Origin of the sequence: Streptomyces sp. NPDC051218 (assembly GCF_044455475.1) — a bacterium.
In the GTDB taxonomy this organism is placed as follows: domain Bacteria; phylum Actinomycetota; class Actinomycetes; order Streptomycetales; family Streptomycetaceae; genus Streptomyces.
Genome location: NZ_JBITEU010000001.1, coordinates 36334 through 59779 on the forward strand (window position 1 = coordinate 36334; position 23446 = coordinate 59779).

Below are 23446 nucleotides of genomic sequence, written 5' to 3' on the forward strand. Positions count from 1 at the left end.
CCCTCCCGCGGAGGGTGTCGGGCCGGGCGGTCACGGACCGCCCGGCCCTTCGCGAGAGGATCTCGTTTTATGTATGAGTACAAGGACGCCCGCTTCGTTCAGGCCGGCACGGAGCACTGGGTGGCGGCGCCCGTCAGGCCCCGATGGCAACTGGTGCTCGGCTTCGTCGGCATGATCGCGTACATACCGGTGTGGTGTGTCCTCGCGGCGGTGAAGATAGCCGCGTTCATCGTGCTCCTGTTCCTCGCGGAGATCGTCGAGGCGGTCAGCGACTCGGGCGGCAGGAAGCTCACCGCTCTGTCGGACCGCATGCTGGAGCGCCTGCGGCTGCCGGGCTGGTGCGTGACCTGGCCGGAGCTGCGCCACGAGGGCGACACGGCGTACCACCGCGCGCGGGTCGACGAGGTCGTCGGCCGCTGGACGGCACGGGCGTCCGCCCCCCGGAAGCCGAACAAGCCGCTGTGGCCCGTCGAGTGTGAGATCCCGTGGCGCGTCTACCACGGTGTGGGCGGCCATTACGTGGTCGAGACCGCGACGGCCCAGGGGTGGGAGCTGCGGCCGTCGGAGCCGCAGGTGTCGATCAGGCTGTGGTGGTCGGCGGCCACGCAGGGTGAGGCGGGCACGGGCACGGCGGAGTAGGTCGCCTGTCGGGCGGAATGCGGTTCCGCCAGTTGTTTGCCAGGACTTGCCCCTTAACGGCGCACCTGGTGAAGATCATGTGGTGAGCTCCATACAACCGTCCGCCGACCCCGGAGGCGAGGCCTCGGCGGAGGCGGTCGCCGCCGCACCCAGCGCCTCGCATCGCGCCCCGCGCCGCCGCCCCTCCACGGCCCGTGCCGTCGCCGTGCTCATCCTGGTGACCGTCGCCGCGCTCGTGCCCCTGCTCGGCCCCTCGGCGGCACTGAGCGGCACCGGGGAGGCCGAGGCGCCCGGCACGGCCGGGATCACCTTCCTGCGGACGGCTCTGTTCGCCGCGCTCTGCGTGCAGTTGGGCGAGGTGTACGCGATCCGTCTGGCCCGCAGGGTGCCGGGAGCGCCGCTGGAACGTGAGCCGCGGAGCTGGTCCACGTACGCGGCGGTGGCGGGTGTCGTCGCCTCGCTCGGCCTCGCCTCGGTGGTGGCCACCGGTAATCTGGTGCCCCGGGAGCTCTCCGACATGGATCTCGGCGGGCTCTCCGCGTCGCGGGACGGCAGGCTGGCGCTCCTGGAGGTCAACGCCTTCATCGTGGCGCTGCTCTGCGCGCGCTCGCGCCGCCCCTCCACCGCCGCGTTTCCGCTGGCCGCGGTGATCGTCGCGGAGGCGCTGCGGGCCCACGCTCCGGTGGAGGACACCCCGCTCATCGGCACCGGTCTGACCCTGGTGCATCTGACGTGCGGGGTGCTGTGGGCAGGCGGCCTGCTGCAGGTGCTTCGGATGCTACGGCTGTGGCGGACGTTCGCCCCGGAGGCGGGAGCGGCGCTCCTGGGGCTCTACGCGCGCGTGGCTGCCGTCCTGCTCGCCGCGATCACCGTGACGGGGGTGTGCAGCACCCTGCGCCGGATGCCGCCGGGCACGGTCGCCGCCCAGCTCACGGAGACGGCCTACGGGCGCACGCTGCTCGCCAAGGTGCTCCTCGTGGTGGCCGTGGCCGTCCTCGCGCTGCTCGCGCGCCTGCGGCTGCGTAGGCCCGCCGGCCCGGCTTCGGCGTACTCCCCCGCGCGCTGGGAGGTCATCGCGCTAGGGGCCGTGGTGGCGGTGTCGGCTCTGCTGACCGCGTTGCCGCTGCCGATTCGCTGGTGAGCCGAGCCGACAGTACGCCGCTGACCAGCAGGAACTGAGCGGTGATGTAGGTGAGCATGATCCAGAAGTCGGGACGCGGGGCCTGCGGCCACTCCGCGACGCCGGTCGCGATGAGGGTGTCCGACAGGAGGAACAGCGCGCCGCCCACAGCCGCGGTGAGGCCCAACCTCGTGGCACCGAAGGCCATCGCGGTGAGCAGGAGGCTGTAGCCCGCCACCGGGCCGCGCATGTCCGCGGGAAGGTCCGGCCACATGAGGGCGACCGTGGCGAGGGCGGTGGCGTACGCGGCCACCAGCCAGGCGCCACGCGCGCGTGGCGTGCCGTGACGCTTGAAGAGGGCGAGGTAGCAGATGTGGCCCGCCGCGAAGGAGCCCATCCCGGCGAGGAACGCGGCATCGGCGTCCGCCAGCAGCAGGACGTCACCTCCCCAGCCGAAGAGGAGCGCGGCGGTCAGTAGGCGCGGGCCTCCGGCCGTGATCACGTACGCCGCAAGGAGCGGCATGAGGAGGGGCTTGAAGACGGTGTGGGCGGCGTCCGAGCCCGCCAGCAGGGCCGCCAGGTCGCCGGCCGCCGCCAGGGCGAAGGCGCCCAGGAGACGCCTGCCCGCGACCGTCACGCCGCGCTCTCCGTGACGGGCTCCGGCGTCGCCTGCCCTGCCTGCGCTGCCTGCGCTGCCTGGGGTGTCACCGGCGCCTGCGGCTGCCAGCCAGGCCCCCGGAACAGTCTTCCGCCCCGCTCGCGCCAACTCGTCGCCTTCTTGAGGTCCTTGGCTATCGCCGCGTACTCGTGCGTGGCCACCCGCAGCGGGTTGTACGTGGCGATGTTCTTCGTGAGGCCGTAGACGGGTCGGTCCGTCTCCGCGACCCACGAGCCGAACATACGGTCCCAGATGATCAGGATGCCGCCGAAGTTGCGGTCCAGGTAGCCGCCCTGCGAGGCGTGGTGCACGCGGTGGTGGGAGGGCGTGTTGAAGACGTACTCGAAGGGCCGCGGGAGCTTACCGATGCGTTCGGTGTGGATCCAGAACTGGTAGACGAGGTTCGCCGACGAGCAGAACGCGAGCGCCGCCGGATGCACGCCCAGGGCGATCAGCGGGACGTAGAACGGCCAGACGGTCAGGCTCGTCCAGGGCTGGCGCAACGCCGTCGTGAGGTTGAACTTGCGGCTGGAGTGGTGCACGACGTGGCAGGCCCACAGGATGCGGATGACGTGGTGTCCGCGGTGCGACCAGTAGTAGAAGAAGTCCTGCGCGAGCAGCATCAGCGGGATCGTCCACCACAGGACGGGGATCTGCAGCGGCGTCAGCGCGTACACCGCCGAGTAGATCGCGACTATGGGGATCTTCCACAGAAGGTCGAAGACGAGGCTGCCGAGCCCCATGGTGACGGAGGTGGCGGCATCCTTCGTCTCGTACCCGGCTTCGTCCTCGTCCGGATGGATCCGGTGGCTCACGATCTCCACGACCGTGAGCAGCACGAAGGCAGGTATGGACCACAGCACGACATCGGGCAGGTTCGGCGGCATGCGTGCACCGTAGAGGCCTCTGGACGGCCGCCGCTAGACGTAGTTACCGACAAGTATTACCAGGGGTACGACAGCGGATGTTGGCGATCCCCGCCAAAAGCGGACGCTCAGACACCGACCACCCCGCACCTGATCGCTCACCCGGGGAGGTCTCCCCGGGTGAGCGGGTTCGGCAGGGGCGCGTCGTCACCAGACGCGTACGGACCCTCCCGGGGCGAACACCGGGCTCGTCGCGCCGGCCGGTGTCTCCTTGAGGGGTTCGTCCAGTTCCTGCACCGTCGGTCCCACGCGCGCGGCGATCTCCCCGAGCCGCTCCAGGTCGAAGCCGTAGACGCGGGCCGCGTTGCCGCCGACCATCGCGGCTATCTCGTCCTTCGGGAGGCCCGCGTAGGCGATGCGGAGGCCTTCGCGCGAGTGCGGGTGCGTGCCTTCGTCGTGCGGGTAGTCGCTGCCCCACATGATCTTGTCGAGGCCGATCCTGTCCCTCATCTGCGCCTCGTGCGGCCGCATGAAGCTCGCGCCGACGAAGCAGTTGTCGCGCCAGACCTCGGAGGGGCCCTTGCCCATCGAATCGGCCAGGCCCGCGCCGAACTTCGACTCGGCGGTGTCCGTCTTCGAGGCGGCGGCGACCAGCCGCCCGTGGTAGTAGTCCAGCATGTCGAGCACGCCCGGGATCCACCCCGAGCCCTGCTCGGTGAGCACGAGCCGCAGCTCCGGGTGGCGGCGGAAGGCACCGCCGAACACCAGGTGCCACAGCGCCCGGTGCGAGAACCACGTCGTCTCCACCATGAAGACGGCCCGCGCCGCCGGTTCCTCGCCGAGCGGCGGTGAGGCCGACCCGGCATGGTGGTTGACCGGCATACCGCGCTCGGCGCAGGCCGCCCAGATCGGGTCGTACGTCGCGGAGTAGAGCTCCGCGAGCCCGCTGCCCGGCGGTGTGCCGGGCAGCAGCAGACCGCCGTTCAGGCCCGCGTCGGCCGCCCAGTGGATCTCCTTGACGGCCGCGTCCACGTCGTTGAGGAGGATCTGGAAGGCGCCCGCCCTGCGCCCCGGAGCCGCGGCGCAGAAGTCGGCGAGCCAGCGGTTGTGGGCCCGCAGGCCCGCCCAGCGCTGCTCGAACTCCTCACGGGTGGGCGCCGGCGCCATCAGGGAAGCGCTCGGGAAGAACGGCGGGATGGTGTTCGGGAAGACGACCTCGGCGACGATGCCGTCCTGCTCCAGCTCCCGGAGGCGGCGATCCGAGTTCCAGTTGCGGTCCGCGGTGTCGGCGAGCAGGTCCTCGTACGGGTTGACGTAGGTGGCCGCCCACGCGTCGAACGCGTCGTGGTGCCGTGACTCCAGGTAGGGCCGGTAGTCGAGGAGATCGGCGCCCGCGTGGCAGTCGGCCGAGATGACGGTGTAGCGCTCTTGGGTCATGTGCTGCCGGCTCATGTGTCCGCCCCCATCACCGGGAAGTCGTGGTCGGTCAGCCAGTGGCGCCCCACCTCGCGTGAGCGCGCCCAGGAGGCCTCGACGGCCGACTGGTCGGGCTGCTGGCCGAGCTCGGCGGGCGTCGGGCCGATCCTGCGGGCCAGCGGCGCCAGCTTCTCGGTGTCGAAGCCGAAGACTTCGGCGGCCGCGAGACCGAGCATCCGGCGGGTCTCGCTCACCGGGATGTCATGGAAGGTTTTCCTCAGCCACGCGCGCGTGTCGGGCCAGGTCCCTTCGGGGTGCGGGAAGTCGCTGCCCCAGAGGATGTTGTCGACGCCGATCTCGTAACGCTGGGCGAGCTCGCGGCGCTTGGTGTTGGTCGCGCAGATGAAGATCTGCCGGTCCAGGTACTCGTGCGGGGGCCGCCCCAGCTCCGCGAACGGGGAGAGCTTCTTGCCGCCGTGCGCGCCCAGGTAGAGGCGGTCCATGAACCACAGGAGGTTCGGCAGCCACCAGCAACCCGACTCCGCGACGCCGAACTTCAACCCCGGGTGCCGTTCGAAGACGCCCGACCAGAGCATGAACCACAGCGGCCGCGCGGGCCACCAGGTCACTTCGGAGACGTAGATCCCCAGGTGGTCGCCGTACTCGTGGCGGGGCGCCGCCCCGGAGTGGGTCACCACGGGCATCGCGCACTCGGCCGCCGCCGCCCACACGGGGTCGTAACGCCGGTCGTGGTAGGGCGCCTTGTCGACCCACATGGAAGGGATCATCAGCGCGCCGAGCCCGGACTCCTTGGCCCGGTGGACCTCGGCGACGACCCGGTCGACCTCTCCGGTGATGGGCAACAGGGCGACGCCGCAGTGCCGTTCGGGGTGCTCGGAGACGAAGTCGGCGAGCCAGCGGTTGTGTGCCTGCGCGCCCGCCATGCCGAGGTCCGGGTCCTGGTCCCCGGAGAGGCCGAGGCCCACCCCGAAGGGCGCGGCCGTCTGGCTGTCCACGGCGTCCGCGTCGGGGAAGACGACCTCGGCGGCCACCCCGTCGCCGTCGAGCTCCTTGAGGCGCTGCGCGGTCTCCCAGCCGCCGCGCAGGCCCTCCTCGTTGTCCTGGAACCACTTGGCGGCGAACGCGTCGTTGCGGATGCCGAGCCGCGTCGCCTCCGCGCGGCGGGCGTCGCGCTCCCCCAGGAACTGATCGAAGTCCCGGTGGAAGCGGCTGTCGAGGTAGGGCCGGTACTCCTCGGTGGGAAGCCCGGCGTGGCAGTCGGAGGAGATGATCAGGTAGGGGTCCTGGTCGGTCATCACGTGCCCTTCAGTCCAGAATGAAGCTCTCCAGATACGCCGGGTTCGCGCGGTCGAGCATCGACCGCGACCTCGCCTTGATCTGCCGGTCGCTGTGCTCGCTCTCCGGGAGCAGCCAGAAGCGGTCGGCCGCGATCCCCTCCGCCACGAAGTCCGCCACCTGCTCGACGGGCGTGAACGCGACCTCCTTGCCCGCGTCCTTCATGGCGGACTCCCACTGGCCGAGAGAGCGGTAAGGGGTCCTGCGGGGGCGGGACTTGGCGTACCGGTCGGGCCGGTTGCGGTGCGACTCCCACAGCCCCGTGCGCAGCATGTGCGGCCCCGGGAAGAGCACGGAAGCGCCCACGCGCGCGTGCTCCGCCTTCAGATGGGCGTACAACGACTCGGTCATCGTCACGACGGCCGCCTTGGTGACCGCGTACACGGACGCCGTCGGCAGCGGTGCGATGCCGCCGTCACCGGACGAGGTGTTGACGACATGGCCGGGCTCGCCGCCCGCGATCATCCGGGGCACGAAGGCCTGGATGCCGTGGAAGACGCCCCACACGTTGACCTCGAAGGCCCACTTCCAGTCGTTCGGCTCGTGCTCCCACATGCGGCCCTCGGCGCCCGAGCCGACCCCCGCGTTGTTGCACAGCACATGGACGGCGCCGAACTTCTCGTACGCCGCTTCGGCGAGCGCGAAGACCTCTTCGCGGGAGCCGACGTCGACCACGCGCGCGTGCACGCTCGCCCCGTCCTCGCGCAGCCCGGCCGCCGCCTTCTCCAGGGCGCCCTCCTCGACATCCGCGAGGACCACCTTCAGGCCGTCCGCCGCGAACCGCCTCGCCATGGCGAGGCCGATGCCGCTCGCGGCGCCCGTCACGACGGCGACCTGTCCTTCGCTCAGCTCCATCTCAGACGCTCCCCTCGGGCGGGCCGTCGAGGATCTGCTGCGGGTCGTCGTAGCGCTGATGGATGTAGGGCAGCAGCGCCTGCGCGCTGACCCGCTCGGCCACCCGGCCCTTCTGGTCGGTGGTCTTCTCGCCGATGGTGATCTCGACGACCCGTCGTACGGGGAGGTCCGCGACCGGGTCGTACATCGACTCGCGCAGCACGACGTCCCCGGTGATGCCCTCCAGCTTGCGGACCTTCTCGTTGCGTACGCAGTGCACGAGCACCGGGTCGGCGTCGAAGCCCGAACCGTCCACCGCGGGAAGGAACTTGAAGTAGAAGTCCGTCTTCTGGACCGGCTCCGGAAGCGGCAGGGCGCCGCTGACCGCGCCCCGCACCTCCACGAAGGCGATGCCGTGCCGGGCCAGCGAGGCGCGGATGACCAGGCCGTCGCGCTCCACCTCGACCTCGCCCAGCTTCTTCGGCTCACCGAAGACCTCACGCCCGCCGATCAGGGCCCGTTCGTGGGTCATCGGCATGACGAGCGGATACCAGCCCTTCACCCCGTCGTGCTCGGCGGCGACGGCCACCGAACCCGCGCCGAGCGGATACCCCGGCAGGTCCACCTTGCTGATGTTGGCCCGCACCAGCGGCCGGTCCGTGGGCTTCAACGGGGGCGGCAGGACGGCCGCCACGGCGTCCGGATCGCTCTCCCAGAGGGCCACCACACCCGTGGACCAGATGTCGGGCAGCTTCGAACTCGCACTGCGCGCCGCGGCGATCTCCGCCTCCGTACGCGCTCCATAACGTACGCGTGCCATGTCGTACCACCCTTCGTCAGGACTACAGAGGTCTTGCGGGCGGTTCTGTAACACAGTTACAACAGGAGGCGTGAAGAGTGAAGAGACGCGTACGCATCCGGACCGGGAACGGGGCCATCTCGACCGGGAACAGGTCCTCGCCGCCGCCGCGGCGCTCGTCAAGCGGCACGGCCCGCAGGCCCTGACGATGCGCAGGCTCGCCGCCGAACTCGGCGCCGCCGTCACCTCGATCTACTGGCATGTCGGCAACCGCGAGTCGCTCCTTGACGCCCTCGTGGAGCGCACCCTCGCCGACCTCGGCGCGATCCGGCCCACCGGCCGCACCCCCGACGGGCGCATCGTCTCCGTCGCGCGCGCCCTGCGCCGGCAACTGCGCGACCATCCGCACCTCGTCGCGATGGTGCACGAACGCGGCCTCACCGAGCGGATGTTCCTGCCCGCCCAGCAGGTCCTGGTCCACGAAGTGCACGCGGCGGGCCTGCGCGGCGCCCGCGCCGCCGACGCCGTACGCGCCGTCCAGGTCCACGTCGTCGGCCACGTCCTGGTCGAGCGCAACCGCGAACGGGCCCCCGTGCAGCGCCCCGGCGAGGAAGAACTGTGGGGCGCGCAGACGGCCGAACAGGACCCGGCGCTGGCCCGCGCGCTCGCCCGACCCGTCGACCCCGAGGCGTTGTTCACCCTGTCGGTGAAGGCACTGGTGTCCGGACTCCTCGGCCGGGAGAACAGCCCAGGGACCTGACTGTCAGTCGTGGCCCGTATCCTCATGGACCATGCTCGAAGACCAGACGACCGCAGCGTCCGCAGCCTCTTGGCCGGCCGCGTACCCAACGGGGTACGCGGTCGTCGACGTCGAGACCACAGGCCTCGCCCGCGACGACCGCATAGTGTCGGCTGCCGTCTACCGCGTGGACGCCCAGGGCGAGGTGGAGGACCACTGGTACACGCTGGTCAACCCCCAGCGCGACCCCGGCCCCGTCTGGATCCACGGCCTCACCAGTGAGCTGCTCGCCGGCGCGCCCCTCTTCAAGGACATCGCCGAGGAGTTCGCCGCGCGCCTGGCCGACCGCGTCCTGGTCGCGCACAACGCCGTCTTCGACTGGTCGATGATCGCCAGGGAGTACGCACGCGCGGAACTCACCGCCCCCGTGCGCCAGCGCCTGTGCACCATCGCCCTCTCCAAGGAGCTGCGGCTCCCGCTGCCCAACCACAAGCTGGAGTCGCTCGCCGCGCACTTCGGGGTCGAGCAGCGCAACGCGCACAACGCGCTCGACGACGCGCGCGTGCTCGCCGAGGCCTTCCGCCCCAGCCTCAAGGCCGCGGCCGGCGGCGGGGTGCGGCTGCCGCTCCTGGAGTGCCGTCCGCTCACCGAGTGGTCCGACGGCGCGCCCCGCATCGTCCGCCAGCCGGCCGGACCGGGCTCGGCGGCCTCCTCGTATCCCTCGTACTCCTCGTACGGCCCCGCGAGTTGGCGTCCCTCGCGCAAGCGGCCCGCCTGCCCGTTCCCCAACCCGGGTCGGTATGAACCGGGCAAACCGCTCCAACAGGGCATGCGTGTCGCGTTCTCCGGTGACACCTCCATCGAGCGCGACCTCCTCGAGGACCGCGCGGTCGAGGCCGGGCTGCACATCGCCACGAGCGTGTCGCGGCTGACCAGCCTGCTCGTCACGAACGACCCGGACTCGGGGACCTCCAAGACCGTGAAGGCGCGAGCCTTCGGTACGCCCGTCATCGACGAGGCCGCGTTCGGCCAGCTCCTCCAGGATGTCGCTCCGGCGGCGGAGGGCTGAGCCGCCGGCGAGCGGCAGACGGGTGATTGTCGGACCGGCGCCCGCCTGCTTGCTCGCATGCGGGCGCCCGGCGTCCCACCCTGTGGCGCATGGCACGTTGCGAGGTCTGCGGAAACGACTACGGCATGTCCTTCGAGGTGCATGCCCAAGGGGCAGTGCACGTCTTCGACTGCTTCTCCTGCGCCATTCACCGGATGGCGCCCATCTGTGAGCACTGCCGGTGCCGGATCATCGGCCAGGGCGTGGAGGCCGACGGACGGTGGTACTGCGGTGCGCACTGCTCGCGGGCGGAGGGGCAGGTGGGCATCGTCGACAGGGTGTGACACGAGCCCTCCCCCAGGGTCCCGGCGGCCCTCCCCGGCCCCGTTCCGGAGTACCCCACCCCCGTGCACCCCACGACCGAGTTGTACCGTCGTGGGGTGTACCGCTTCCTGTTGTCCCGGCAGTGGGTGATCCTCACCCTCATCGCCCTCGTTCTCATCCCCACGATGATCGAGCTGGGCTTCTGGCAGTTGCACCGCCACGAGCACCGCGTCGCGCAGAACGCGGAGATCTCCAAGGCGCTGGACGCCGAGCCGGTGCCCGCCGAGTCACTGACCTCGCCCGGCCACTCCGTCAAGGACTCCGAGCGCTACCGCCGGGTGAGCGCGAAGGGGACGTTCGACACGAAGGACGAGGTCGTCGTGCGGCGCCGCACGAACTCCGACGAGGAGATCGGCTTCCACGTACTGACCCCGTTCGTCCTCGACGACGGCAAGGTCCTGCTCGTCAACCGGGGCTGGATCCCGGCGAACGGACCGCAGACCGCGTTCCCGAAGGTCCCGGCAGCGCCCAAGGGCGAGATCACCGTCACCGGCCGTCTGATGGCCGACGAGACGTCCGCGCAGAGCGGCATCAAGGACGTCCAGGGGCTGCCCGACCGTCAGATCATGCTGATCAGCAGCGGCCAGCAGGCGCACAGCCTCGGCAAGGAAGTGCTCGGCGGTTACGTCGAGCTGACCGCCCCGGAGCCCGCCGGCGACTCCCCCCAGCTGATCGGCGAGCCCGAGCACGGCGACATCGGCCCGCACATGGCGTACGCCGTCCAGTGGTGGCTGTTCTGCACCGGCGTGCCCATCGGCTGGGTGATCCTGGTGCGCAGGGAGGTGCGGGACCGCCGCGCGGCTGCCGCGGAGACGGCGCCCGCCACGGAGTCGACGCCGGCCGCCGTATAGCAAGCCTCGCGTTCCGTGGCCTCGACGCGGCAGGATAGAGCCATGGATCTTGGACTGAAGGACCGCGTCTACGTCATCACCGGTGCCACCCGTGGCCTGGGCAACGCCGCAGCGCGTGCGCTGGTCGCGGACGGCGCGAAGGTACTGATCACCGGCCGGGACGAGAAGACGGTCGCCGAGGCGGCGACCGAGCTGGGCGACAACGCCCGCGGGTTTGCCGCCGACAACGCCGATCCGGCGGTCGCCGGTCGGTTGATCGCCGCCGCGCGCGAGCACTTCGGGCGCTTCGACGGCGTGCTGATCAGCGTCGGTGGCCCGGCGCCCGGTTTCGCCGCCGACAACACGGACGAGCAGTGGGAGTCGGCCTTCGAGTCGGTGTTCCTCGGGGCGGTGCGGCTCGCCCGTTCCGCGGCGGCGGAGCTCGGCGACGGTGGCGTCATCGGCTTCGTGCTCTCCGCCTCCGTGCACGAGCCGATTCCGGGGCTCACCATCTCCAACGGACTGCGGCCCGGACTCGCGGGCTTCGCCAAGTCGCTCTCCGACGAGCTCGGCCCCCGGGGCATCCGTGTCGTGGGGCTGCTCCCGTCCCGTATCGACACCGACCGGGTGCGGCAGCTCGACGGGCTCTCCGCGGACCCGGAGGCGACGCGGGCCGGCCACGAGTCCCGGATCCCGCTGCGGCGTTACGGAACCCCCGAGGAGTTCGGGCGTACGGCGGCGTTCTTCCTCTCGCCCGCCGCCTCGTACCTGACGGGCGTCATGCTGCCGGTGGACGGCGGGGCACGGCACGGGTTCTAGCCACCGGCCCCATCAACTGACGCGCTCCGCCCGATGCTTGACCGCCCGCAGCTGCACCACCGCGGGCAGCCGGGCGAGGCCCGCCGAGTCCCTCGCGTGCGCAAGCGCCTCCGCGGAGAGCTGGTGCAGCGCCTCACCGGGCGTCGCGTCGGGCTCCAGGTGCAGGGACACCCGGGCCTCGGGAGCGTTGCGGCGCCCCGTCAGCATGACGCCGGCCCGCTGCACGCCCTCCAGGGACTCCGCCTCTCCCACCAGGACGCTCTCCAGGGCGCGCCCCCGCAGCAGCGCGCCCTCCCCGTCGCCGGTCTCCACGAGCACCTCGGCCAGCCTCCGCCGCCGCAGCTGCGTCACCAGCCACCACAGGGCGAGCAGCAGGAGCACCGCGAGCACGGCGATCACCGTGGGCCAGAACCAGCCCTCGTCGCGCCACCGCGACCGGTCCGCGTCACTCAGCAGGACGTCACGCTTGCCGTCGTGGACCCACCACGACGGCGGCGGCGCCCCGAGCCCGACCGCGAGGACCGAGCCTCCCCCGACGACGAGCACCAGGCCGATCAGGCCGAGCACCACACGGTTGACCGTCTTCAGCATCGCGCGCTCAGCCCTTCCTGCCTGGCCGTGCCACCCGGACGGAGAGCGCGGGGCCGCGGGCGAGGCCCAGGTCCCTGATGCCGTCGGCCAGCGTGGCGTCCAAGTCGTTTCGTACGTCGTCGAGTTCACGGAAGTGCGAGACCGCGTGCACGTCCACCTTGGAGCGCTTCATGCGGACCCGCACCGACTGCACGCCGGACACGTCCATCGCCCGGTCCCGCAGCACCATCGCGGCGGCGCTCCTGTGCAGCCCCGCCCGTACGTCCGCGTCCTCGCGCCGCATGGCGAGCACCGCCCGCAGTCCGGGCGTCGCGGCGAGCACGATCAGCCAGAGGCCGAGGGCCGCGGCCACCCCGGCGCCGACGAGGACGGCCGTGTCGTCCAGGGGCCGTTCGCCGAGTTCACGGGCGAGGCCGCGCCGCCATCCCATGGCGGAGTGGCCGGCCCGCACCGCGGCGATGTCGTACAGCAAGAGCCCCGCGGCGCCGAGGACCAGCAGCGCGAGGATGGCGGCGGGCACGCGGCGCGGTGACCAGAAGCGGGCCGCCTTGGTCTCGTCGGCCAGCGTGGGCCGCGGGTCGTAGGACGCCGCGGAGGCCGACTGGTCGAGTTCGCTCTCGGCGCGTTCGACGACGGGCAGCGGCTGTGTGCCGCCACCGGCGCCCGCGGCGCCCGCCCTGTGCGACCCCTGAGCCTCGCTCATCGCGTCCTCCCCCGCGCCGCGGCGCGCACGTGTGCCGAGTGCAGCCGCTCGACCTGGACCGCGACCTCGGGAACTTCCATCCCCGCCAACGCCTCTACCCGCTGGGCGACTTGGCGACGCACGGCGCCGCACTGCCCGCCGATGTCCGAGGGGTAGTCCAGCTCGACGCTGACCCGGACGCGGGCCACGTCATGGCGAACGTGGACGGTCGCGTGCGGCGGCGAGCAGTCCGCGGGCAGCTCCGTCAGCGCCTCACGTGCCGCCCGTGCGGCGATCTTCGCGACGACCCGGTCGGCGATCAGGGTCGCGCCGCGCTCCCCGGGCGCGACCTGTGCCGCCACGGCTCACCGCCGCCGGTCGTCGCCACGGGTACGGAAGAAGTCGCCGGGCTCCAGGTCCCCCTCGAGGAACCGGCCGGCGACAAACCCTATGGCGCCCAGGGCCGCCACCAGCACAAACGCCCCGAACCCGCCGAAGTATCCGGCGAAGCCGAGGGCCATTCCGGCAATCATGCCGACCACGGCCATGCTCATCGTGCGCTCCTTAGCAAGACACGGATGTCACTGAAGGCGGCCTTGCGGCTCATCGTCGTCCTCGTCGTCGTCCGGGAGCTTCACATCGCTCACGGCGATGTTGACCTCGACGACCTCGAGCCCGGTCATGCGCTCGACCGCCCCGATGACGTTCTCCCGTACATCGCGCGCGACGTCGGCGATCGGGACGCCGTACTCGACGACGATCTCCAGGTCGAGTGCCGTCTGCACCTCACCGACCTCGGCCTTCACACCGCGCGACACGGACTTGGAGCCCGAACCGCCGGGCACCCGGTCGCGTACGGCCCCGAAGGTCCTGGAGAGGCCGCCGCCCATCGCGTGCACGCCGTCCACATCGCGGGCCGCGAGCCCCGCGATCTTCTCCACCACGCCGTCCGCGATGGTGGTACGCCCACGGGAAGCGGGGTCACCGCCGCCCTTCCTGGTCGTGCCGCTCTTCCCCGCCGCCTCGTCCGAGGCCCCCTTCTCAAGGCTCTCCCCGGGCCGGTTCCGCTGTCCGATGTCACTCATCGCCGTGTGTCCCTTTCGAACGGGGATCTACTCCTTCGTCCACACTAAGTGCGGTTACGTCCTCGCGCGCCAGGGATGCGGCAGGCTGGGGCAATGACCGGTGACGGATGGACCGATGCGGTACGGCGGCAGCTCGGCCTGGGGCGCGTTCTCCCCCTCGGCGGACCGGGTGACGGCTCCTGGCTGACCGAGGCGTGCGCGGACGGGGTACTGCGCCATGCGGCGCAGCGGGTGAGCGGCGTACGCCTCGGCGGTCTGCGGGTGGCGCTCGCCGACCCTTCGCGGGAGTACGTCTCTTCGGTGCCCGCGCCGCCGAGCGCGCTGCCGCCGGGGCCGCTGCGGATCACCGCGGACTTCGCGGCCGAACCGACCGAGCCGTTGCCCGCGGCGGCGGCGAGGCTCCGGGCCGCCCTGTTCGCGGCGGCCGGGGAGCTGCTGGGTCTGGTGGTCGATGAGGTGGACCTCAGCGTGACGACGCTTCTGGACGCGGGGCAGGCCCCCACGGACGTACCGGTGGACGGAGCGACGTCGCCGGACGCCGCGCAGACGGCGCCCGGCGACGGGGACGAGGCCCGTGTGGCGAGCGCGGCCCTGGGCGTGCCGGGCGTCCGGCGGCTGACCGGCGCCCTCGGCGGCTACGGCCGCGCCGTCCACCTCGACGAGGCCGTGCGCGATCGGGCGGCGGACGCCTCCCTGCCGCGTCGCCACGCGCGCGTGGAGCTGGTGACGGACCGTGAGCACCGCGCCCTGGACGTGGCACTCGCGGTCCGTGCGGCGGTCGGCGACGCCCTGCGGGACCACCCTTCGGTGGCCGTCCTGGTCACCGGGGTGGAGTGACGGCGTCAGTCTCCGAGCCCCGCCAGGTCCCGCAGCCGGCGCCCCTGCGCGGCGCGCTCGGCGGTGCGCTGCTCTTCGTACGTACGACCGGCGACGCCCTGGAGCAGGGCCTTGGTCTCGATGACGGCGTCGCGCGGCGCGGTGAGCAGCGCGGCCGCGAGGTCGCTCACGGACGCGTCGAGCTGGTCGGCGGGCACGACGAGGTTGGCCAGGCCCACGCGCTCCGCCTCGGGTGCGTGGACGAACCGCCCGGTGGCGCAGATCTCAAGCGCGCGGGCGTAGCCGACAAGCCCCACGAGGGGGTGCGTGCCGGTGAGGTCGGGCACCAGGCCCAGGCTGGTCTCGCGCATGGCGAACTGCACGTCGTCCGCGGCGATCCGCAGGTCACAGGCGAGCGCGAGCTGGAAGCCCGCACCGATGGCATGCCCCTGGACGGCGGCGATCGACACGATGTCGCCGCGCCGCCACCAGGTGAACGCCTCCTGGTATTCGGCGATCGTCGCGTCGAGGACGTCGTCGTCGCCGCGCGCCAAGTCGATGAAGGACGGCTCACCGTCGAAGCCCTCGGGCGTGAACGCCTGGCGGTCGAGGCCCGCGGAGAAGGACTTGCCCTCACCGCGGAGCACGACGACACGGACACTGCCCGGCACCATCCGGCCTGCCTCGGCCAACGCCCTCCACAGCGCGGGAGATTGGGCGTTGCGCTTGGCCGGGTTGGCCAACGTCACCGTGGCGACAGCCTCGTCGACAGTCAGGCGTACGCCGTCCTTGTCGAGTACCGGTGCGGATCCGCCGAGTTCACTGCCGGGCGAAACCATGGGGGCCTCCGATGGTGGTGTGCGGTCGGTGCGGACGCGCGTGCGCGCCCGTAAGTGACTGCACAGTAACCACCCGGTCGGTCAAGCGATCGACCGGGTGGCCACCGTCGGAGCCGGTGAACCGCCCGCAGCCGTCAGCCGGCTGCGGCCTTCTTGCCTCGCGTCGCCCCGCCGCGTCCCCGCAGCGTGACGCCGGACTCGCTGAGCATCCGGTGCACAAAGCCGTACGAACGGCCCGTCTCCTCAGCCAGCGCCCGGATGCTCGCACCGCCGTCGTACTTCTTCTTCAGGTCTGCCGCGAGCTTGTCACGCGCGGCGCCGGTTACCCGGCTGCCCTTCTTCAGAGTCTCGGCCACCCGTGCCTCCTCATAGGAAGTGCGCTCTGGACTTCTCATGATCACCCCTCCCGGCCTTCCTGGCCACCCATTCGGCAAGGTCCGTACGACGAGGTTTCCCTCAGGAGAAGGCGACACCACGAGTGGAATTAACGATTCCGCGCAGGGAATTCCATGCGGCCGAATGGGTTGCGGGGTGAAGTGCCAGGTCAGCGCGGTATCGGGCGAGAACAAGGCCTGTCGCCCGCGCCGCCCCCGAAATCCGTGTACCCCGCACTTCGGTACGAGGACACCTCACACAGATGAAGGATCACGGCTCGGCCGAATGATCCATACGCTGTGGATCAGTTATTCGATCAACCTGTGTGGACTCCTCGCGGGGCCCACCGGGCGATCAGGCGAGCGCGACCAGATCCGCGTAGTCCTGGCCCCACAGGTCCTCGATGCCGTCGGGCAGCAGGATGATCCGCTCCGGCTGGAGCGCGTCCACCGCGCCCTCGTCGTGCGTGACGAGGACGACCGCGCCCTTGTACGTGCGCAGCGCGCCGAGGATCTCCTCGCGGCTCGCCGGGTCGAGGTTGTTCGTGGGCTCGTCGAGGAGCAGCACGTTGGCGGAGGAGACCACCAGGGTCGCGAGCGCCAGACGGGTCTTCTCGCCACCGGACAGGACGCCCGCCGGCTTGTCGACGTCGTCGCCGGAGAAGAGGAAGGAACCGAGCGTCTTGCGCACCGCCACGAGGTCGAGGTCGGGGGCGGCCGAGCGCATGTTCTCCAGGACCGTGCGCTCCGGGTCCAGCGTCTCGTGTTCCTGGGCGTAGTAGCCGAGCTTGAGGCCGTGGCCCTCGATGACCTGCCCGGTGTCGGGCTTCTCGGCGCCGCCGAGGAGCCGCAGAAGGGTGGTCTTGCCCGCGCCGTTGAGGCCGAGGATGACCACGCGCGAGCCCTTGTCGATGGCGAGGTCGACGTCCGTGAAGATCTCCAGGGAGCCGTACGACTTGGAGAGCCCCTCGGCCATCAGCGGGGTCTTGCCGCAGGGCGAGGGCTCCGGGAAGCGCAGCTTGGCGACCTTGTCGCTCTGGCGTACCTCGTCGAGGCCCGCGAGGAGCTTGTCGGCACGCTTGGCCATGTTCTGCGCGGCGACGGTCTTGGTGGCCTTGGCGCGCATCTTGTCGGCCTGCGAGTGGAGCTGGCTTGCCTTCTTCTCGGCGTTCTGGCGCTCGCGCTTGCGGCGCTTCTCGTCGGACTCGCGCTGCTGCTGGTAGAGCTTCCAGCCCATGTTGTAGACGTCGATCTGGGATCGGTTGGCGTCCAGATAGAAGACCTTGTTGACGACTGTCTCGACCAGTTCGACGTCGTGGGAGATCACGATGAAGCCGCCGCGGTAGGACTTGAGGTAGTCCCTGAGCCAGACGATGGAGTCGGCGTCGAGGTGGTTCGTCGGCTCGTCGAGAAGCAGGGTGTCGGCGTCCGAGAAGAGGATGCGGGCCAGCTCGACGCGGCGGCGCTGGCCACCGGAGAGCGTGTGCAGGGGCTGGCCGAGCACGCGGTCGGGGAGGCTCAGCGCGGCGGCGATGGTGGAGGCCTCGGCCTCGGCGGCGTAACCGCCCTTGGTGAGGAACTCCGTCTCCTGGCGCTCGTACTGCCGCATCGCCTTGTCGCGCGTCGCGCCCGAGCCGCTGGCGATGCGCTGTTCGTTCTCGCGCATCTTGCGGATGAGGGTGTCGAGTCCGCGGGCGGAGAGGATGCGGTCGCGTGCGAGCACGTCCAGGTCGCCGGTGCGGGGGTCCTGCGGGAGGTATCCGACCTCTCCGGAGCGGCTGATGGTGCCGCCGGCCGGGATGCCCTCACCGGCGAGGCACTTGGTGAGCGTGGTCTTGCCCGCTCCATTGCGGCCCACCAGACCGATGCGGTCGCCCTTGGCGATGCGGAAGGTGGCGTTCTCGATGAGGATGCGGGCGCCGGCGCGCAGCTCGATGCCGGAAGCGGTGATCACGGACAGACTCCTGGGCAGGGGTGGGTTCGGACGGCGGAAAGGCTGAAGGCGATCACGCCGTCTAATGCACGAGGAGAATGGCCATGCGGCCAATTCTAACGGGGCGGTGCAACCGCTTTTCCTGCCCGGGTTCGTACGTCGTCGGGGGCGCCGCCCGGCAGCTCGTTGCCCAGGGGTGAGCGGCGGGGCACGATGCGGCCGAGGTCGTCCACCGCGATCAGCTGGGACGTCCACGGCGTCGCGGCGTCACCGCAGGGCTGGGCGACCATCAGGGCGTCCTCGCGCCGCACGGAGCGTGCGGGCTCGAAGGCGCAGCCGGGGTGGGCCGGCAGCACCCAGCGCAGGTCGCCGTCGGCGCTGCGGTAGGCGGCGATGCGCTGCGGGGTGACGACGGCGATCATCCGGCCGCGGGCGTCGAGCGGCTGGAGGACTCCGGCGGCTCCCCGGGAGCCCGCGGAGCCGAGCCAGGACGCACTGTCGGGGATGCCGCGGTGCCAGCGCACGGCGCTGCCGTCGGCGCGCGGTGCGGTGTCGGTGACCAGGCCGTCGCTCCAGAGCGCGACGGCGTGCCCGGGGACGGGGAGCAGCGCGAGCGGCCGGGCCCCTTCGCGGCGGTACGTCCAGTGCGCGCGCCCGCTCGCCGGGTCGTACGCCGCGACCGCGCGGCCCGTGGTGCGGAGCTCGGGGGTCGCCGTGCCGTCGGCCACGCGCGCGTGCACGGTGACGTGGTCCCCGTAGGGAGCGGGCAGCGAGTGGTGGGCCGCGGTGATGAGCGGCAGGGCGAGCAGGCCGAGGGCCGCCGGCAGGGCGAGCCGGGATCCGCGGCGGGCGGGCACCGGTTCCGCGGGGCTCACGCGCCCGGATCCGGTCACCCCGAACGGCACAACGGACACGACGCCCCCCTCATGCGGGCACCTCGGCCGGTACCTCTGCCCACGCAACAGGCGCAGAGCGTAGCGGCGGCCCCGCCGCACGGCCCCGGGCGACGGCCGCGACACGACGCACCGATCGGCGAGGGTCCCCCGTTCGGACCCCCGTCCGGCGCCACACCGAGTGGGGCATATCAGGATGAAGGCGCCGGCATCTCGGCACAGGGCGGCGCGACGCCGCCCCGGACGCGAGGCAGAGGGTGGTGCGCCCATGCAGTTCGACGACGACGCCAATCTGGACACGTCCGAGGTACAGGACGTGCGGGGCAGCCGGATCCCCGGCGGCAAGGCGGTCGGCGGCGGCATCGCGGGCCTGATCGCGCTGCTTCTCGGGCTGTTCTTCGGGGTCGGCCCCGACCAGCTCGGCCTCTCGTCGGGCAACGAGGAGCCCGCAGCCACCTCCACGTCCCTCGCGCAGGTCCAGCAGAGCTGCCGTACCGGGCAGGACGCGAACACCAAGGACGACTGCCGCATGGTGGCCGTGGTCAACAGCGTCCAGGACTACTGGCGCCCGGAGTTCCAGCGCCGGGAGGGGACCTACTCCGCCGCGCCGACCGTCCTGTACACCAGCCGGGTGGGCACGGCCTGCGGCGCCGCGTCGTCGGCGGTCGGCCCCTTCTACTGCCCCGGCGACCGGAAGGTCTATCTGGACCTCGGCTTCTTCGACGAGCTGCGGACCAAGTTCGGCTCGAGCGGCGGCCCCTTCGCGCAGGCGTACGTCGTGGCGCACGAGTACGGGCACCACGTGCAGAACCTGATGGGGACGCTGCAGCGCTCCCAGGACGGGCGCACGGGACGCAACAGCAACGCCGTGAAGGTGGAGCTGCAGGCCGACTGCTACGCGGGTGTCTGGGCGCGGCACGCGACCCGCACCGCCGACGACAGGACGGGCAAGCCGCTGATCACCAGCCTCGACGAGGCGGACATCCGCGAGGGCCTGGACGCGGCGGCCGCCGTGGGCGACGACCGCATCCAGGAGAAGTTCCAGGGCCGGGTCACCCCCGAGTCCTGGACGCACGGCTCGGCCGAGCAGCGCCAGCAGTGGTTCTACCAGGGCTACCGCACCGGCGACATGGCGCAGTGCAACACCTTCCGGTGAGGCTCTACACCCCTCCGGTGTGCACCTGGAAGGCCGCCCGGCGCACGGCCTTGGCCAGCGCCGGGTCGGGGTGGGCCGCCGCGAGGGCCACCAGGACCTGGACCGTGCGGGGGTGGCCGACCCGGCGGACCTCGTCCAGGAGCGCGGGCACGGTGGGCTGCACCGCTGACTCCAGGTGGCGTACGAGGAGGTTGATCTCCCCGTGGTCGGCGACGGCCGCCGCCGTGTCGACCCACAGCCACGTCGACTCCTCCCGCGTCAGGACGAGGTGGACGTCCTCGGGGTCGGCGCCTTCGTGCTCGGCCAGCCAGATGAGGGCGTAGGGCCGCAGGGGGGTCTCCTCCACGACGGCCCGCACCTCCGCCTCGGCCGGGGCGCCGACCACCCGCAGGGCCTCGAAGGCGAGGCCGCGCAGCAGGGCGTCCTCGCCGCGGGCGGCCTCCAGGAGCTCGGCGACGGCGCTGCCCACGGGGCGGGCCGCGAGCCAGGCGCGGTACTCGGAGCGGGCCGCGTTCGGGCGCAGGCGGGCGCAGCCGCGCAGCATGTCCTCCGCCGACTGCTCGATGTTGCCCGCCGGGCTCTGCGCGGCCACGCAGATCTGCTCCAGCTTGACCCAGACCGCCCAGCTGCCGAGCGGCGTCAGGGTGGCCTGTCCCTCGGCGTACGTCAGCGCTCCGACGGCGGCGAGGCCGCGCAGCGCCCAGTCCAGGAGGGTGGCGAGGGACGGGGTGTCGGCCAGGTCGACCGGCTCGGGCTGCGGGCCGTAGGGGATCTCGCAGCGTTCCGTGCGCAGTTCCGTGACGCGCTGGTCCAGGAGGTCGAGGAGCTGCGGCACGGGGACGGGGCCCGCGGAGAGCTGCAGCAGGGTGAGGAGCTGCGGCATGGCCTCGACGGTCTCGGCCACCGTGGCGGGCGGCAGTTCGCGCGACGCGGGGTGCGCGAGCGACCAGGCGTCGAAGAGGGCGACCCAGCCACGCAGTACGGCGGCGTCGTCACGGTCCCAGGCGCGCAGCCGCCAGCCGGGGCGCGCGCTGTCGCCGTGCACCTCGATGAGGCCGGCGAGCCGTGCGGTGTCCCAGTCGGCGCGGACCTGATCCGGGGTCAGCGCCAGTTCCGCGGCGGCCCGTTCCGCGGTGGCGGCGGAGAGGGTGCCGTCGCCGCCTTTGGCGGCCGCGGCTCCCGTCGAGCCCTTGGCGGTTCCCGGTCGGGTGCGTCCGGGGTGCAGGGAGGCGTCGGCCCAGCGCGCGATCCGTACGGCGTCGGCGAGGCTCCTCCGCGCCATCCGGGCCAGCTCTCCCGGGGCGGGTGTGCCCTCGGGTGGCCGGGGCGCGGGGCGGCGCGCACGTGCTTGCGTCACTGCGCCGGGGGCGGTCAGGGGCCGCGCTGCGCCGCGCTCCACCCCCGCTCGCCTCTCGGCCCCGGGGGACTGAGCGCGGACGAGTCGGAGCCTTGAGTCGCGCGGGATACGGGACGTCACGGGAGCAGTCTTCCTGTTGACGGTCCGAAAACCCAAACGGAATGTCTGCGCAAGGCTTCGGAGCGCCGCCTCAGGGGGCTCTCGCGCGCTACATGAGGGGCGTGAGGAAGCGCCGCAGCGCTTCTTCGTAGCCCGCGGGGTCGGCGTTCCACATGGCGCCGTGGGGCGCATCCGGAACGGTGTGGAGTGTGACCAGCTCCGGGCGGCGTTCGGCCAGTTGACGGGAGAGCGCCCAGGGGGCGATGACGTCGTCGGGGCCGTGGAAGAGGAGCGTGGGGACCTTGAGCACCTCGGGGTCGGCGGCCTCCAGGATGCGGTCGCCGCGCAGGCCCGTGCGCCCCTGGGCGGCGCGCACCGCGAGCGGCAGGAGGGGCCCCGGTGTGCGGCGGGCCGCGGCGAGCGCGCGCAGGGTGGTCTCCCAGTTGAGCACCGGGGAGTCCAGGACGAGCCCGCTGATCCGGTCGCGGAGCGCCGAGTACGCGGCGGCGTGCAGGGCCATGGCGGCGCCGGTGGACCAGCCGTGCAGGATCACCTTCTGGGCGCCGTATCGCACGGCGTAGCGGATGGCCGCGTCCAGGTCGCGCCACTCGGTCTCGCCGAGGTGGCCGAGGCCGTCCGGGGAGCGGGGCGCTCCGAGGTCGCCGCGGTAGGCGAGGTCGAGTACCGGGAACTGCTGGTGGTGCAGGAAGTCCATGACGACCATGGGGTGCTCGCGGGTGGTGCCGAGGCCGTGCACGGTGATCACCCAGGTGTCGCGGGCACCCGGCACGAACCAGGCGGGCAGACCGCCGAGTTCGCCGGGGATGTCGACATCCGCGTGGTCGATGTCCAGGGCCGAGTGCGGGTCGCCGATGTGGACCTGCGGGGTGAGCCAGACCTTCGCGCCGGGTTCCATGGCGCCGTGCGTGACGCGCTCCAGGCGGCGTACGACGGTGTCGGCCGCGTGCGGGGCGGCGTCCAGGACGGGCCCGATCACGGCATGGCTGCCGTGGCCGCTGAGCCCGTACGTACCGGGACGCAGGCTCGCCAGGGCGCGGGTCAGGGTGATCTGCCCGGCGGCCGTGGAGTGGACGGTGAGGCGCGGCTCGGTCGGCAGCGGGCGGCCGGCCGGTGCTTTCAGGGCCGCGTTGCTGGCGAACCGGCCCGCGGCGACGGCGGCTGCGCCGCCCAGGAGGGCGGTCGTGACGGCGGTGACGGCCGTTGCCGTCGCGTTGGCTGGGCGCACCTGCCCAGTGTCGGGCCCTGGCCTGGCTGGGGCCAGTGGGCGGGGCCCGCGGGGTGACGCGACTTCACCTTCGGCCCCACGCAGACACGCCGTGATGCCGCCTCGCCCGCGGCCCCACGGGACGCGTCACTGTTGGCCGTAACCCCGCAGCCTGTCCTCCGCCTCCCTCAGCTGTCCCGTCGACAGGAGGGTCGGGGCGTGGCCAGGGACGGAGCTGGCCGTCAGCCACAGGCGGGACATCCACTCCAGCTGCGCCGTGCGGTCGTACGCCTGGTCCAGGGTGTCCCCGTACGTGATGGTGCCGTGGTTCTGCAGCAGGCAGCCGGTGCGTTCCCTGAGGGCCCGGAGCATGTTCTGCGCCAACTCGTCCGAGCCGTACGGCGCGTATCGGGCCACCCGGACGGGGCCGCCGAGCGCGGCGGCCATGTAGTGGATGGGCGGGAGCTCCGGGACCAGGGTGGAGACGGCGGTGGCGTGCACCGCGTGGGTGTGGACCACGGCCGCGGCGTCCGTGGTGCGGTAGACCGCGAGGTGCATGGGCAGTTCGCTGGTCGGGGTGAGCTCACCGAAGAGCCGGTTGCCGTCCGTGTCGACGCCGACCGCGTCCCGCGGTCCCAGCCGGTCGTAGGGGACCCCGCTGGGGGTGACCAGGATCGTGCCGCCGAGGCGCACCGAGACATTGCCCGACGTGCCGACCACCAGGCCGTCCGCCACCGTTCTGCGGGCCGCCGCCACCAGTTCGTCCCACGCCCGCTCCATCGCGCCCCGCCGGCCTTCGTCCCGCTGCTCCGTCATGCCGTGATCCTGCCAGGCGGCTCGCGATCCACCGGCGCGGTCGGCCGGGCGGCTCGGGTGATCAGAATCTCT

The 23446-nt window shown here is 72.2% G+C and carries 27 protein-coding genes; 9 read left to right on the forward strand and 18 right to left on the reverse strand.

All coding sequences use genetic code 11. The features are described 5' to 3' along the window. Positions 1–69 precede the first annotated feature (69 nt). Both ACIBCK_RS00185 and ACIBCK_RS00190 read left to right on the forward strand, forming a co-directional pair. Positions 70–639 carry a hypothetical protein gene (locus ACIBCK_RS00185; RefSeq protein ID WP_399385849.1) on the forward strand — a complete coding sequence of 190 codons (570 nt, stop codon included), beginning with the start codon at positions 70–72 and terminating at the stop codon, positions 637–639. A gap of 82 nt (positions 640–721) precedes the next feature. Further along, positions 722–1780, forward strand: a complete 1059-nt coding sequence (locus ACIBCK_RS00190) for a CopD family protein (protein WP_399385850.1) — start codon at positions 722–724, stop codon at positions 1778–1780. Here ACIBCK_RS00190 and ACIBCK_RS00195 read toward each other — a convergent pair. The 6 genes from ACIBCK_RS00195 to ACIBCK_RS00220 all read right to left on the reverse strand — a co-directional run bounded on the left by ACIBCK_RS00195 (position 1710) and on the right by ACIBCK_RS00220 (position 7709). After that, on the reverse strand, positions 1710–2396 hold the full coding sequence (locus ACIBCK_RS00195) for a lysoplasmalogenase (RefSeq protein WP_399385851.1): 687 nt from the start codon (positions 2394–2396) through the stop codon (positions 1710–1712). The genes ACIBCK_RS00190 and ACIBCK_RS00195 overlap by 71 nt on opposite strands. Further along, positions 2393–3304: a sterol desaturase family protein gene (locus ACIBCK_RS00200; protein ID WP_399385852.1), complete on the reverse strand. Its 912-nt coding sequence runs from the start codon at positions 3302–3304 to the stop codon at positions 2393–2395. Before ACIBCK_RS00200 ends, ACIBCK_RS00195 begins: the two co-directional genes overlap by 4 nt. A gap of 186 nt (positions 3305–3490) precedes the next feature. After that, positions 3491–4720 carry an amidohydrolase family protein gene (locus ACIBCK_RS00205; RefSeq protein WP_399387154.1) on the reverse strand — a complete coding sequence of 410 codons (1230 nt, stop codon included), beginning with the start codon at positions 4718–4720 and terminating at the stop codon, positions 3491–3493. Between the two features lie 11 nt (positions 4721–4731). Beyond that, entirely contained in the window at positions 4732–6015 is a 1284-nt protein-coding gene (locus ACIBCK_RS00210; protein WP_399385853.1) for an amidohydrolase family protein, read from the reverse strand. A 10-nt stretch (positions 6016–6025) separates the two neighbouring features. After that, complete coding sequence (locus ACIBCK_RS00215) at positions 6026–6910, reverse strand: SDR family NAD(P)-dependent oxidoreductase (protein WP_399385854.1); 885 nt, start codon at positions 6908–6910, stop codon at positions 6026–6028. 1 nt (position 6911) lies between these two features. Continuing rightward, positions 6912–7709, reverse strand: coding sequence for an acetoacetate decarboxylase family protein (locus tag ACIBCK_RS00220; RefSeq protein ID WP_399385855.1), 798 nt, complete (start codon positions 7707–7709; stop codon positions 6912–6914). Between the two features lie 70 nt (positions 7710–7779). On the opposite strand from ACIBCK_RS00220, the gene ACIBCK_RS00225 reads away from it, so the two are divergent. The 5 genes from ACIBCK_RS00225 to ACIBCK_RS00245 all read left to right on the forward strand — a co-directional run bounded on the left by ACIBCK_RS00225 (position 7780) and on the right by ACIBCK_RS00245 (position 11508). Continuing rightward, positions 7780–8448, forward strand: a complete 669-nt coding sequence (locus ACIBCK_RS00225; RefSeq protein WP_399385856.1) for a TetR/AcrR family transcriptional regulator — start codon at positions 7780–7782, stop codon at positions 8446–8448. Positions 8449–8479: 31 nt separating this feature from the next. After that, positions 8480–9496 (forward strand): DEDDh family exonuclease, encoded by a 1017-nt coding sequence (locus ACIBCK_RS00230; RefSeq protein ID WP_399385857.1) that lies wholly within the window; start codon positions 8480–8482, stop codon positions 9494–9496. 89 nt (positions 9497–9585) lie between these two features. Then, positions 9586–9819 (forward strand): hypothetical protein, encoded by a 234-nt coding sequence (locus ACIBCK_RS00235; protein WP_363313022.1) that lies wholly within the window; start codon positions 9586–9588, stop codon positions 9817–9819. Positions 9820–9915: 96 nt separating this feature from the next. Further along, positions 9916–10710, forward strand: coding sequence for an SURF1 family protein (locus tag ACIBCK_RS00240; RefSeq protein ID WP_399387155.1), 795 nt, complete (start codon positions 9916–9918; stop codon positions 10708–10710). A gap of 42 nt (positions 10711–10752) precedes the next feature. Next, complete coding sequence (locus ACIBCK_RS00245; protein ID WP_399385858.1) at positions 10753–11508, forward strand: SDR family oxidoreductase; 756 nt, start codon at positions 10753–10755, stop codon at positions 11506–11508. A gap of 12 nt (positions 11509–11520) precedes the next feature. Here ACIBCK_RS00245 and amaP read toward each other — a convergent pair whose 3' ends face one another. Genes amaP through ACIBCK_RS00270 form a run of 5 tightly spaced genes read right to left on the reverse strand, consistent with a single transcriptional unit; the run spans position 11521 to position 13866 of the window. Then, complete coding sequence (amaP, locus tag ACIBCK_RS00250; RefSeq protein WP_399385859.1) at positions 11521–12099, reverse strand: alkaline shock response membrane anchor protein AmaP; 579 nt, start codon at positions 12097–12099, stop codon at positions 11521–11523. Between the two features lie 7 nt (positions 12100–12106). Then, the gene (locus tag ACIBCK_RS00255) at positions 12107–12802 is read right to left on the reverse strand and encodes a DUF6286 domain-containing protein (RefSeq protein WP_399385860.1); all 696 of its coding nucleotides are present in this window, start codon (positions 12800–12802) and stop codon (positions 12107–12109) included. After that, the gene (locus ACIBCK_RS00260) at positions 12799–13143 is read right to left on the reverse strand and encodes a hypothetical protein (RefSeq protein WP_367040529.1); all 345 of its coding nucleotides are present in this window, start codon (positions 13141–13143) and stop codon (positions 12799–12801) included. The genes ACIBCK_RS00255 and ACIBCK_RS00260 overlap by 4 nt, the downstream gene beginning before the upstream one ends. A gap of 3 nt (positions 13144–13146) precedes the next feature. Further along, positions 13147–13335, reverse strand: coding sequence for a hypothetical protein (locus ACIBCK_RS00265; protein ID WP_399385861.1), 189 nt, complete (start codon positions 13333–13335; stop codon positions 13147–13149). A gap of 27 nt (positions 13336–13362) precedes the next feature. Next, on the reverse strand, positions 13363–13866 hold the full coding sequence (locus ACIBCK_RS00270) for an Asp23/Gls24 family envelope stress response protein (protein ID WP_399385862.1): 504 nt from the start codon (positions 13864–13866) through the stop codon (positions 13363–13365). Positions 13867–13959: 93 nt separating this feature from the next. On the opposite strand from ACIBCK_RS00270, the gene ACIBCK_RS00275 reads away from it, so the two are divergent. After that, positions 13960–14703 carry a nucleopolyhedrovirus P10 family protein gene (locus ACIBCK_RS00275; protein WP_399385863.1) on the forward strand — a complete coding sequence of 248 codons (744 nt, stop codon included), beginning with the start codon at positions 13960–13962 and terminating at the stop codon, positions 14701–14703. A gap of 5 nt (positions 14704–14708) precedes the next feature. On the opposite strand, the gene ACIBCK_RS00280 is transcribed toward ACIBCK_RS00275, so the two are convergent. From ACIBCK_RS00280 to ACIBCK_RS00295, 4 genes are all read right to left on the reverse strand, one after another. Continuing rightward, on the reverse strand, positions 14709–15521 hold the full coding sequence (locus ACIBCK_RS00280) for an enoyl-CoA hydratase/isomerase family protein (RefSeq protein WP_399385864.1): 813 nt from the start codon (positions 15519–15521) through the stop codon (positions 14709–14711). 134 nt (positions 15522–15655) lie between these two features. After that, positions 15656–15877: a helix-turn-helix domain-containing protein gene (locus ACIBCK_RS00285; RefSeq protein WP_055550175.1), complete on the reverse strand. Its 222-nt coding sequence runs from the start codon at positions 15875–15877 to the stop codon at positions 15656–15658. A 373-nt stretch (positions 15878–16250) separates the two neighbouring features. Then, positions 16251–17849: an ABC-F family ATP-binding cassette domain-containing protein gene (locus tag ACIBCK_RS00290; protein WP_399385865.1), complete on the reverse strand. Its 1599-nt coding sequence runs from the start codon at positions 17847–17849 to the stop codon at positions 16251–16253. 95 nt (positions 17850–17944) lie between these two features. After that, positions 17945–18742 carry a hypothetical protein gene (locus ACIBCK_RS00295; RefSeq protein ID WP_399385866.1) on the reverse strand — a complete coding sequence of 266 codons (798 nt, stop codon included), beginning with the start codon at positions 18740–18742 and terminating at the stop codon, positions 17945–17947. A 247-nt stretch (positions 18743–18989) separates the two neighbouring features. Between ACIBCK_RS00295 and ACIBCK_RS00300 the strand changes: the two genes are divergently transcribed. Next, positions 18990–19877 (forward strand): neutral zinc metallopeptidase, encoded by an 888-nt coding sequence (locus ACIBCK_RS00300; RefSeq protein WP_367040537.1) that lies wholly within the window; start codon positions 18990–18992, stop codon positions 19875–19877. A gap of 4 nt (positions 19878–19881) precedes the next feature. On the opposite strand, the gene ACIBCK_RS00305 is transcribed toward ACIBCK_RS00300, so the two are convergent. From ACIBCK_RS00305 to ACIBCK_RS00315, 3 genes are all read right to left on the reverse strand, one after another. After that, complete coding sequence (locus tag ACIBCK_RS00305; protein WP_399385867.1) at positions 19882–21354, reverse strand: hypothetical protein; 1473 nt, start codon at positions 21352–21354, stop codon at positions 19882–19884. A gap of 88 nt (positions 21355–21442) precedes the next feature. Beyond that, positions 21443–22579, reverse strand: coding sequence for an alpha/beta hydrolase (locus ACIBCK_RS00310; protein WP_399385868.1), 1137 nt, complete (start codon positions 22577–22579; stop codon positions 21443–21445). Between the two features lie 126 nt (positions 22580–22705). After that, positions 22706–23374 (reverse strand): class II aldolase/adducin family protein, encoded by a 669-nt coding sequence (locus tag ACIBCK_RS00315; RefSeq protein ID WP_399385869.1) that lies wholly within the window; start codon positions 23372–23374, stop codon positions 22706–22708. Positions 23375–23446: the final 72 nt, after the last annotated feature.